The 10,765-nt window shown below is 56.9% G+C and carries 8 protein-coding genes; 5 read left to right on the forward strand and 3 right to left on the reverse strand.

Annotation, left to right across the window (positions count from 1 at the left end; translation table 11 throughout):
• Positions 1-551 precede the first annotated feature (551 nt).
• The 3 genes from AWB65_RS33305 to AWB65_RS33315 form a co-directional block, all read right to left on the reverse strand.
• Positions 552-1,238 (reverse strand): response regulator transcription factor, encoded by a 687-nt coding sequence (locus AWB65_RS33305; RefSeq protein WP_087671070.1) that lies wholly within the window; start codon positions 1,236-1,238, stop codon positions 552-554.
• 549 nt (positions 1,239-1,787) lie between these two features.
• On the reverse strand, positions 1,788-2,654 hold the full coding sequence (locus tag AWB65_RS33310; RefSeq protein WP_087671071.1) for a cytochrome c oxidase assembly protein: 867 nt from the start codon (positions 2,652-2,654) through the stop codon (positions 1,788-1,790).
• Positions 2,651-3,271: an SCO family protein gene (locus AWB65_RS33315; protein WP_087671072.1), complete on the reverse strand. Its 621-nt coding sequence runs from the start codon at positions 3,269-3,271 to the stop codon at positions 2,651-2,653. Before AWB65_RS33315 ends, AWB65_RS33310 begins: the two co-directional genes overlap by 4 nt.
• 281 nt (positions 3,272-3,552) lie before the next feature.
• On the opposite strand from AWB65_RS33315, the gene coxB reads away from it, so the two are divergent.
• The 5 genes from coxB to AWB65_RS33345 all read left to right on the forward strand — a co-directional run bounded on the left by coxB (position 3,553) and on the right by AWB65_RS33345 (position 10,364).
• Positions 3,553-4,611, forward strand: a complete 1,059-nt coding sequence (gene coxB, locus AWB65_RS33320) for a cytochrome c oxidase subunit II (RefSeq protein WP_087671078.1) — start codon at positions 3,553-3,555, stop codon at positions 4,609-4,611.
• A gap of 10 nt (positions 4,612-4,621) precedes the next feature.
• Positions 4,622-6,661, forward strand: a complete 2,040-nt coding sequence (gene ctaD / locus AWB65_RS33325; RefSeq protein ID WP_087671073.1) for a cytochrome c oxidase subunit I — start codon at positions 4,622-4,624, stop codon at positions 6,659-6,661.
• A complete protein-coding gene (locus tag AWB65_RS33330) occupies positions 6,654-7,262 on the forward strand; it encodes a cytochrome c oxidase subunit 3 (protein WP_235008030.1) in 609 nt (202 codons plus the stop codon). The genes ctaD and AWB65_RS33330 overlap by 8 nt, the downstream gene beginning before the upstream one ends.
• A gap of 451 nt (positions 7,263-7,713) precedes the next feature.
• Complete coding sequence (locus tag AWB65_RS33340; RefSeq protein ID WP_087671076.1) at positions 7,714-9,003, forward strand: c-type cytochrome; 1,290 nt, start codon at positions 7,714-7,716, stop codon at positions 9,001-9,003.
• Positions 9,004-9,041: 38 nt separating this feature from the next.
• The gene (locus tag AWB65_RS33345; RefSeq protein WP_087671077.1) at positions 9,042-10,364 is read left to right on the forward strand and encodes a PQQ-dependent sugar dehydrogenase; all 1,323 of its coding nucleotides are present in this window, start codon (positions 9,042-9,044) and stop codon (positions 10,362-10,364) included.
• Positions 10,365-10,765 lie beyond the last annotated feature (401 nt).

Below are 10,765 nucleotides of genomic sequence, written 5' to 3' on the forward strand. Positions count from 1 at the left end.
GTTCGAAAAGTACAAGGCCACCTGATGAACGCCCCGAGGCGTCCACGAACAAAACCCAATTTTGCAGGTCCGACTACGTACACTCGCGGCGTAAATCAGGCCCCCGATCAAGTGGCCAGCAAATCGGCCCTCTTCAGAGTCAAAGCTACCATTCGGCAATCAAGCATTCTGACGGCAAGTCGTTTTAAATATATCACCTCGTGACAGATTTTACCTTTCGACGCGGTCAACAGTTACAGGAATCCGTTCAGAAGCTTGCGCTCTTCAAATTCGAAATGGGGTTGAGGATGACGCCAGATTCGTCGGCCACCGTCAGCACATGCGGAACTGAACAGACCTTCTGCCGCAGGGTGACGCACTTTAGGATGCGGGGATGCGAATGGGTCAGCCTCTGAGGATCTTCCGCCACGCGGGTCGCTCGCGGCATACTCGCCGGCCTCCGCCGGATTTAACCTGTCATACCGGTAGGCTATCGGTCTAGCCATAGCATCGGCCGCCTCAATGTCCAGTTAAGAGCAGCGCGTAACGGTCAAAGTCGATCAGCAACAGCGTCAAATCTCACTCGACACCATCCATCCTAGTCCTCGGATCGTTTTAATTGCTTCGCTTCCGAGCTTTGAATTCAACGAATCAATGTGAATCTCGATCACATAATCATCGGCCATGCGTTCGTTCCCACCGATTTGGCGCTTCAGTTCGTCGCTCGAAAATATTGCACCCGGCCGAGCCAACAGAGCATGAAGCAATGCGAGCTCGGTCGGAGACAAGCGGGCTGCCATCGTGTCGAGCGGACCGAGTTGTCTTTCAACATTGTTCCAAAAATGGGCGGTGCTGCTGTCAGCGTCGCTCCCCGTCCGGCGAATCGCATTTCGCATACGGGAGAGGACCTCGGAGATTTTGAATGGCTTGGACACTCGCTCATCGGCAAGGGATTCGAGACCGGAGGTTTCGCCATCTCGGACATCACCCTCTGCTGCAATCAAGATTACCGCAGAACTATGCGCTTGTGACCGGAGGATGCGAATAAGATGCAAACAGTCGGTTTTAGGGGGATCCACGTCAAGCAGGATCACGTCGTATCGACGCGTCCTAAGCGCATCGAGGACCTGTACATTGTCAACGACTCTATGGACTGAGCAGAACGCATCCTCAAGCGCCGCGCAAAGTGTCTCTCCAAATTGCCAGTCGTTATCGGCAAGGAGAAGCACCGAAGTTGTAAGGACAGGTTCGCGTAACATTAGAAAATTCCTACATATCTCGGTTACAAAAGCTCACGCCAGGGCATGTATTCAGATTTTGGAGCGCTTGCGTGTCGCTTTAAACTGGTCTGGGTGCTTGCAAACTTTCAGGTAGCCGCGGACGCCGTTTCGAAGAACTTTCACTCGATCATAGATTGCTACGCGTGAACCTTGGCGCAGACTCCGAAGATCCGTAGGATCCCCTCTCCCGCGCCCGCTTCAATTTAACGCTCGCCCTGCAGTATTGCAGGCTAAGCGTTGAAACTTAGATTTGAATTAGCGTTTCCTTACGAGTTGTTCGGATTGCGTCGAGGCGGACAAGTGGGCTCAGCGGCACACCGCAGTCGTTCAGCCAGCCTTAACAACCGCAATTTTCGAAGCCGAAACCGAGCAGCCGGATGCTTGAATGGATCCCGATACAGTGGCGCCGTAACCAATTTCGCGTGCATGGGCAAGCAAAATCTACAGGAGTTCTACGACGGGCTGGGCGTCGAACCGGCTGACATCCACGACGAGATTGAATCCCGCACGGGCCTGAGTACGCGGTCCTTAAGCCTTAACCGGCGTCGCAGCTGTGGGGCGCCGCTTGCGCTCGTCACGCAGACGCGAACGCGCCGAAAGCCGCAGCCAGTGGCGCAGCGCGATCAGCGCGCCGATCGCGCTCATCATCGATCCTGGAATCCATAGAATCAGGCCGCCGATCTGTTGATCGCGCATCGGGCTGATCCAGGTGAATGCGCGGCCGCAAATCGAATAGATCGAATAGAGCTCGTGCGGCGTGAAGAAGATGTATGCGCCGAGGAGGATCTGCGGCGGGATCGCGGCTATCACGAGCAGAATGCGCCGGCCCGGCGCAAGCCGCGCGGGCGGCGCAGGTCGTGGATCGAGCACGAGCCACCAGAAAAGCAGCCCGTCGAGCACCATGCTCCAGTTCATCATGCGATAAAGACGCCAGTCCAGCATCGCCTTGAAGTGGATCGGCGAAAGCAGCCAGAAATAGATCAGACCGACGAAGAGTGCCAGTGCGATCACTGGATTGAACAGCACGTTCGCGGCGACGAGGGCAGTGCGCGTGTTCATGGCGGGAGTCAGCCAGCGCTGTCGCCAGCGAAACGGGAGCCCCGCGCGCAGCGCCGCGCGCGGATACGACAGCGCGATAAGAAAGGGTCCCAGATGATGTAGCACGAGATGCTGCAAGCGATGCATGAAGAACTCATGTTCGAAGAAGTAATCGAGTCGCGTATGCAGGGCGACATAGATGCCCGAAAGGCCCAGCCAGAAGGCCACACGGCGCGCGAACGATACCCGCGCATACCGCGCGCCGCGGGCGAAAAGAATGCCCGCGACCAGCACGGCGACGATGACCGTCGGCGAGAATTCCCACGGTTCGAGCCAGTAAAGCAGCGCTTCAATCATGACTTCGTGGTCTCGATGATGCGTCGCAGGTCGTGTGCGATGGAATCGATGGAGTCATTGTCGGTCGCGAGCAGGCGCGCGCGGCCCTGCGCATCGAAGATATAAACCGCGGAGCTGTGTGTGACCTCGTAAATGCCGCTCGCGGCGCGCGTCTTCACCTGGTAGGCCACGCGATAGCGTTTCGCCAGCAACTCGATAGCGCGGTCCGAGCCCGATAGGCCGATCGCATGCTGAGCGTCGAACGCGCGCACATAAGTGCGAAGCAAGGCGGGTGTGTCGCGCATGGGATCGACCGTGATGAAGACGATCTGCGCGCGGTTCGCATCGGCGCCGATTTGCTGAAGGACTTGTGTAAGCCGCGCCATCGTTTCTGGGCAGACGTCGGGGCAATGCGTGTAGCCGAAATAGACGAGCGTCGCGCGGCCAGCGAAGGACTCGCCATTCACGGCGCGGCCACCATCGTCGACGAGCGAGAATGACAGATTGGGCAGGTGGCCGCTCACGTCGGTGAGGTGCCAGGGCTCGGCGGACTTGGAGCAGGCGGAGAGGAGAGCGCAAAACGCGAACGTGGCGGCGACAAGCAACTCGTCACGTCGAAGCTTGAAAAAAGAGGACATTTTCGAATTCAATCAGATGCAATTGGCTAGCCACCCGGCTCCGTGACTCTATCGCAGAATGCATGCGCTCGACGCTCACGCGGCTCGCATCGTCCGGTGCGAGGCGATTTGCCGCGGACTTTGGAAGGTTTGCAAGTTTGCTGTAAGGGAACAGGCAAAATACTGCTAAAGGATTGAAGGATGCGCCGCATTGGTAGATTGCGGCACATCATCAGGTATAGGATTTGCGCCTCCTTGCAGGGAAGTTGATAGTCGCGCAAAAAATCCGGGTTCGGACGACGATGCCAAAAGTCAAAAATCTACGCTTCGCACGCCGGGCGCTCACTCCGCCATCATTCACTGTCGCAGCCGCGTCGGCTTCCATTTTGATCGCAGCGCCTAGCGCACACGCGCAGGCCCCCTTGAATTACTTCCTTCACGCCGCCGGTCCGGCCGCTTATCCGACGCGAACGCTTGGCTGGATTTTCACAGCAATTTGCGTGGTTGTATGCGTAATCGTCTCGGCGCTCCTGATCGGAGCGTTGCGACGCCGACGTGACCCCGCTTCTCCAGGGGAAATTGGTGCGACCGGCGAAGGCATGCGGTGGATATGGATTGGTGTTGGCGTATCCGGTCCCGTGCTCGCCGGTATGCTCATTTTCGCATTGTTCACGCTGCAGCAAGTCGCGACCCCCCTTCAATCACCCGCGATAACGGTCACGGTGACAGCTTACGACTGGTGGTGGAAGGTTTCCTACTCCGACCCACACGAGCCGGCTCAGCGATTCGAAACGGCGAATGAGATTCATATTCCTGTGGGTGAACCCATTCGCATTGTCTTAAAGAGCGCCGACGTCATTCACACCTTTTGGGTACCGAGGCTTGCGGGCAAAACGCAAGCGATCCCGGGTCAGGCCAATGAGCAATGGATTCAGGCGGACTCTCCAGGCGTGTACCGAGGACAATGCTCACAGTTCTGCGGGGCGCAGCATGCGCACATGGCTTTTGAAGTCGTGGCGCAAAGCCGTGCGGACTATAACAACTGGAGCGAACAGCAAGCACGACGCATCTCGGCGAACGTGGCGGCTTCGGTTGTCGCGGGGAACAAGATATTTCTCGACCGATGCGCCGGCTGTCATGCGGTGCGTGGGACTGATGCAAGCGGCGCACTTGCTCCCGATTTAACGCACCTGAACTCACGACGAATGATCGCCGCCGGCACACTGCGCAACACGGCTGAGAATCAGCTGGACTGGATTGCTCACGCGCAACTCATTAAACCAGACGCGCGCATGCCTAGTATTAATTTGAATCGCGAGGACGTGACGAATCTGCGTGCCTTTCTGTCAACGTTGGACTGAGTGAGGACGAATGTCGATGACAACGCATTCGCCTGCATCTAAATTTGGAGCGTCGAGCGTGAACGATCCGAAAGACGTCAGCTTCGAACGCGCCCCAGCGTGGGGCCGGGCACCTGAGGGCAGCGCAACACGCGCGCGTCTCGAGCGTCTCTGGGAGACGGAACCCGGATGGCGTGGCTGGCTGTCCACGGTCGATCATAAGTCTATCGGGCTGCGATATCTCATCACTGCGTTTGTCTTTTTGTTAATGGGCGGGGTTGAAGCGCTGCTCATGCGTCTGCAACTTGCCCGTCCAAATGCGACCGTGCTGACGCCTGAGCAATACAACCAACTTTTTACGATGCACGGCGTGACGATGATTTTCTTGTACGCGCTGCCCGTGCTGTCGGGTTTTTCGAATTATCTATGGCCCCTCATACTTGGCGCGCGGGACATGGCCTTTCCGAGGCTCAACGCGCTCTCGTATTGGCTGTTCGTGTTTGCAGGAATTTTTCTTTATTCGAGCTTTCCGTTCGGAGAGGCGCCGAATGCGGGCTGGTTCAATTATGTACCGCTCTCAGGCCTCGAATACAATTCGGGTCCCAACATTGACGTTTATGCCCTGGGCATGGTGCTCCTGGGCGCGTCCACCACGGTAGGTTCAGCCAACTTCGTCGTCACGTTACTACGAATGCGGGCCCCCGGAATGTCGCTCGATCGCGTTCCCGTTCTCGTGTGGGGAACGCTCACCGCGTCGGGCGGAAATCTTTTAGCCGTCCCCGTAGTCAGCCTTGCGTTTTTCATGTTGTGGCTGGATCGTCAATTCGGAACTCACTTTTTTGACGTCTTGAATGGCGGCCGTCCTCTGCTCTGGCAACACATGTTCTGGATGTTTGCCCACCCGTGGGTCTACGCTGTCGTGCTGCCCGCGATGGGGATTGTCTCCGACGCACTGCCGGTCTTTTGTCGACGACGCCTGGTCGGGTACACACCAGTTGCGTTGGCCACCGTCTCGACGATGATCATTGGCTTCATCGTGTGGATTCATCACATGTTCGCGACGGGCATTCCGGCGCTGGCTCTGGCGTTCTTTGGCTCGGCAAGCATGGTCATTTCGATTCCCAGTGCGATCGCGACTTTCGCTTGGCTTGCAACGATCTGGACAGGGCGGCCAGTCTTCAAGACACCGTTCTTCTTCTTTGCGGGCTTTGTGCTGCTGTTCGTGATCGGAGGTGTCTCAGGCGTCATGACAGCGGCGGTTCCCTTCGACTGGCAACTCAACGATACATACTTCGTCGTGGCACACCTCCACTATGTGCTGCTGGGAATCAACGTCTTTCCGGTGATTGGCGGAATCTATTACTGGTTTCCGAAGTTCACCGGTCGGATGATGAGCGAACGGCTGGGTAAGATTGCATTTTGGGTAATGTTCATCGGATTCAACCTGGGCTTTTTCCCGATGCACATTGCGGGCTTGCTCGGTATGCCCCGGCGAATCTATACGTACGGCGCTGACATGGGTTGGAACACCGTCAACATGATTACGTCGATTGGCTCATTCGTATTCGCTTTAGGGGTCTGTGTTTTCATTGTGGACCTGATTTACAGCTACAAGCGGGGGCCGATCGCGGGCGACAACCCATGGGACGCGCCAACTCTCGAATGGTCGGTGTCCTCGCCGCCGCCTCCTTACAACTTCGCAACGATTCCCTTTGTTGCAAGTGGTCATCCGCTATGGGAGAGTCGGCTCGGACACGAGATGCCAAGTGAGGCCCGCTCCGAGCTTACTGAGGGCTACCTCCTCGATCACGGACGCGAAGCACTTGCGACCACTGCACTCAACGCATCGCCGGACGCGATCATCAAAATGCCAGGTGATGCCTATTCTCCATTCTTTCTGGGGCTTTTCTCGGCGTTGCTGTTCGCTGGGCTGCTGCTTCATGTTTGGTGGTTCGCCGGCGCGTGCGTGGGGGGTATTGCTGCCTCTCTCGTCGCATGGATGTGGCCAGAACGATCGCTCGGCCAGCGAGAGCCGCACCCGAGCGCTCAGGAAGGAGGCGCCCTTGGCTAGTGATCGTGCGATACCCCTCTCCGAGCGTGCGTTGCCAGTCGGCAGTGTGGGGCGCCACGCCGGTGGATGGTGGGGCATGTGGACGCTGATCGTCACCGAGGCAGCGCTCTTTGGCTATTTGATCTTCTCATACCTCTACCTTTACTCGCAATACACGGGAAAATGGCCGCCCGAAGGGCTGCCAAAACTTGGCACAGCGGGGATCAACACCGTTGTTCTGCTTTTCAGTTCGGTCTTCGTTTGGTTATGCGAGTACTTGGTCAAGCGACGTCGTTTCCGTTTGGCCGCAGGATCGATGTTCGTCGGGATTGTGTTAGGCATTCTGTTCGTCGGTCTGCAGATGAAGGAGTACCACGACCATCACTACGGTCCGAGCACGCATCTTTACGGCTCGCTCTATTACACGATCACGGGCTTTCACATGTTGCATGTGATGGTCGGCCTATGTGTGCTGACGTTCCTCCTCATCTGCACAGGGTTGAAATACTTTGATGACCGGCGACACAGTGCGCTGACTATCGGTGGAATGTACTGGCATTTTGTCGACATCGTGTGGCTGTTCATTTTCAGTACGTTATATCTTTCCCCGTACGTCCTTTGAGGGAGATCGTCCAAATGCCTGCGCAAACGGCTCAATCGAAAGCCGCTGGAAGTGGCAGGGGTGCCGCCAGCGGCGTACGAGTGCTCTTTGGACTGATCGGTGCACCGCTCGCCTGGATTATCCAGATATGCGCGAGCGAAGCGCTCGCCGCGCAAGTGTGCTATCCGGCTGATCATCCACTCAGCGCGCCGCTGCTTAGCTCGCTGCAAACGTGGATCGGCGCCGTGAGCGTCGTGTGTATAGCGGTGGCGATAGGAGGGGTTACCACAGCTTGGAGAAGTTGGACGGCGCTTTGGAACGTCTCAGCGACGAACAAGTTCGTTGACCACTCAACGAAGCGGCCGGCGCGGTTCCTGGCACTGGTCGGTGTGATTGCCAGCTCGATATTTCTGGCTGGTTCGCTCTTGACGGCAGTGGCGGCACTGATTGTCTCCCCTTGCAGGCCTTGGTAATGAGAGCTCGCGCGTTTTTCTTTGGGTGGTTGGTCGCTACTCTAGCGGTGGGCAGTGCTTCCGCATTTTCGCAAGACGGCGCAGCGGATGCCGAGCTTGTCAAGCGAGGTGAATATCTCGCGAAAGCCGGCGATTGTGCCGGCTGCCACACGGTACCGCAAGGCGGTGCGCCGTTCGCGGGTGGTTTGGGCATGGGTTCGCCGTTCGGCACGATCATGACGAGCAATATTACGCCCGACATGCAATTTGGTATTGGCGAATACAGCTACGAAGAATTTGTAAAAGCGCTTCGCGAGGGCGTGGCTCGCGACGGTAAGCACCTCTATCCGGCGATGCCGTATCCGTCGTTTTCTAAAATCTCCGACGATGATATGCGTGCGCTGTATGCCTACTTCATGCACGGCGTGCAACCGGTTCACAAAGCAGCGCCGCCAACCAAGTTGCCGTTTCCGTTCAGTCAAAGGTGGGCACTTGTCTTCTGGAATCTGGCGTTTACCCGAGAGGGTCTGTATAAGCCGTCGCCCGAGCACGACGCACAGTGGAACCGAGGTGCGTATCTTATGCAGTCGCTGGGCCACTGTGGCGCGTGTCATACACCGCGCGGACCCGCTTACGAGGAGCGAGGTTACGATCAATCATCGAAGCACTACCTGACGGGGGGTGTCAATGATCACTGGTTCGCACCTAATCTGACGGGCGATCCGGGCTCGGGACTGGGCCGTGTTCGGCAGCACGAGATTGTCGCGTTTTTAAAGGGTGGTCATGGTGGCGGATTAGTGACCTTCGGGAGCATGGTGCAAGTAGTCGAAGACAGCACGCAATATATGTCCGATGACGATCTGAACGCGATTGCGGTGTATCTCAAGAGCTTACAGGCGCAAAATCCGTCTGGCGCCTACGCGCCGCATTCGCGGGCTGCCTCTCTGACGGCTACGGCGATGCACACTGGAGAGGTTGCGCGACCGGGCTCCGGTATTTTCATGTCCTACTGTGCGAAGTGTCATCAGGCCGACGGTGCCGGCGTGGCAAACAAGTATCCTAAGCTTGCAGGAAACCCCGCAGTACTCGCCGCAGATACGACCTCCCTGATTCGACTGGTGGTCGAAGGCGGCAGCAGCCCTGAGACCCATGATGGGCCCGAGTGCAAGAAAATGCCCGCGTTCGCGCAAAAGCTAACCACTACCGAAATAGCTCAGGTCCTCACCTTTATTCGAACGACCTGGGGAAACAACGCCAGACCGGTATCAACACGTGACGTGCAGACGCTACGCGCAGACATTCACAAGTAAGCGTGCCCAACTCCACAGCTAATCACCATAGAGGACCTATGCGAAACCCTATTCGGTTTTACTGGCTGTCGACTAGCTTGATCTGCGCCATCTCCGGTTGCTCAGTCGGCCCGGTAGCCTCTGGGGATCCGGGTTTCGGACCTCACCCGGAATTGCCGTCCGTGCGCACGTCCTTGATCCCGACGATGAATATTGCACCCGTCACGCCTCGCGATCCATCGACCACGCCTTCATCACCAGTCGGGTTTGAAGTTCATGCTTTTGCAACCGGTTTGAATCACCCGCGGTGGCTCTACACGCTGCCCAATGGAGACGTGCTGGTTGCGGAAAGCGACGCGCCCGCAGAGCATGACGAGGGTGGTGGCATTAAGGGGTGGGTACGAAAGCAGGTCATGAAAAGAGCAGGAGCGGGTGTACCTAGTCCCAATCGGATTATCTTATTGCGCGACACGAACGGCGATGGCCTCGCGGACAGCCGGACAGCTTTCTTAACAGGCCTTCATTCTCCCTTTGGAATGGCGCTCGTCGGTGACCAGTTATATGTAGCAGATACCAATGCCTTGATGCGGTTCCCTTATACCACGGGCGAAACTCGTATCAATTCATCCGGGACAAAAGTCCTTGACCTCCCGGCCGGACCCATTAACCATCATTGGACCAAAAACATCCTCGCCAGTCGAGACGGGAAGCATCTGTATATTACTATTGGCTCAAATAGCAATGCCGCCGAAAACGGCATCGAAGCCGAAAAGGACCGTGCGTGCATTTTAGAACTGGATTTGAGAACCGGCCGGTCGCGCGTTTTTGCTTCAGGCCTGCGCAACCCCAACGGTATGTCGTGGCAACCCCAGAGCGGCGAGCTGTGGACAGTGGTGAACGAACGCGACGACCTTGGCAATAATCTGGTCCCGGACTATATGACCGCCGTGAAAGAAGGCGCATTTTACGGCTTTCCGTACAGCTTTTACGGGCAGCATGTCGATAGTCGTGTGAAGCCTCAACAGCCAGACCTCGTCGCCAAGGCAATTCCGCCTGATTATGCGCTCGGCAACCATACGGCATCTTTAGGTTTGGCTTTCTACAACGACAAGCTTTTTCCGGCCCACTACTGGGGCGGCGCATTTGTGGGCCAGCACGGGTCGTGGAATCGTAAGCCGCAATCCGGCTATAAGGTGATATTCGTTCCATTCGCAAGTGGCAGGCCGTCAGGACCTCCCGAGGACATTCTGACTGGCTTTCTAACGGCTGATGGACACGCGGTGGGTCGCCCAGTCGGCGTAGCTGTCGATAGGAAGGGCGCGCTCCTCGTATCAGACGATGTGGGAAACGCCGTATGGCGTGTTGTCCCTACGGGAAAATGAGGGGAGTTTGAAAGGCCCGAAAGTCAATAGTCCCGTCGTAAAGGAATGACGATCGTGTTGGATCAAGGTTGACAGGAACAAAGTATTAATGCTGCGTCACACAGTCCTTCTGAGAGACCGATGGTCGACCGAGCGTTAGACCCAGACGGTTCTATATTTTTTCGACACGCTACTCCCTACTGATATGAACGCGGCTCCGTGTAGCTATACGGAAATGCTATTTAAAGCAGGCAGGCCGATCAGCTTCATGCACATAACGTACGGGCTGGGTGATGTTTCTTTCGCGCTGAACCCCGTGTTTACAACCAGACTACGACAGTCGCCCGGCGCGTGTCAAGGTACTTGTCGCCTCAGTCATGCAGCCAAAGGCTGTCTAAGTGTAGCGTGCGAGGCCATCGTGA

It is taken from the genome of Caballeronia humi (genome assembly GCF_001544475.1).
In the GTDB taxonomy this organism is placed as follows: domain Bacteria; phylum Pseudomonadota; class Gammaproteobacteria; order Burkholderiales; family Burkholderiaceae; genus Caballeronia; species Caballeronia humi.

Excerpts from the sequence above, each read along its gene's own strand:
- AWB65_RS33345 (WP_087671077.1), top strand. The coding sequence starts at position 9,042 with ATGCGAAACCCTATTCGGTTTTACTGGCTGTCGACTAGCTTGATCTGC.
- ctaD (WP_087671073.1), top strand. The coding sequence starts at position 4,622 with ATGTCGATGACAACGCATTCGCCTGCATCTAAATTTGGAGCGTCGAGC.
- coxB (WP_087671078.1), top strand. The coding sequence starts at position 3,553 with ATGCCAAAAGTCAAAAATCTACGCTTCGCACGCCGGGCGCTCACTCCG.
- AWB65_RS33315 (WP_087671072.1), bottom strand. The coding sequence starts at position 3,271 with ATGTCCTCTTTTTTCAAGCTTCGACGTGACGAGTTGCTTGTCGCCGCC.
- AWB65_RS33340 (WP_087671076.1), top strand. The coding sequence starts at position 7,714 with ATGAGAGCTCGCGCGTTTTTCTTTGGGTGGTTGGTCGCTACTCTAGCG.
- AWB65_RS33310 (WP_087671071.1), bottom strand. The coding sequence starts at position 2,654 with ATGATTGAAGCGCTGCTTTACTGGCTCGAACCGTGGGAATTCTCGCCG.
- AWB65_RS33305 (WP_087671070.1), bottom strand. The coding sequence starts at position 1,238 with ATGTTACGCGAACCTGTCCTTACAACTTCGGTGCTTCTCCTTGCCGAT.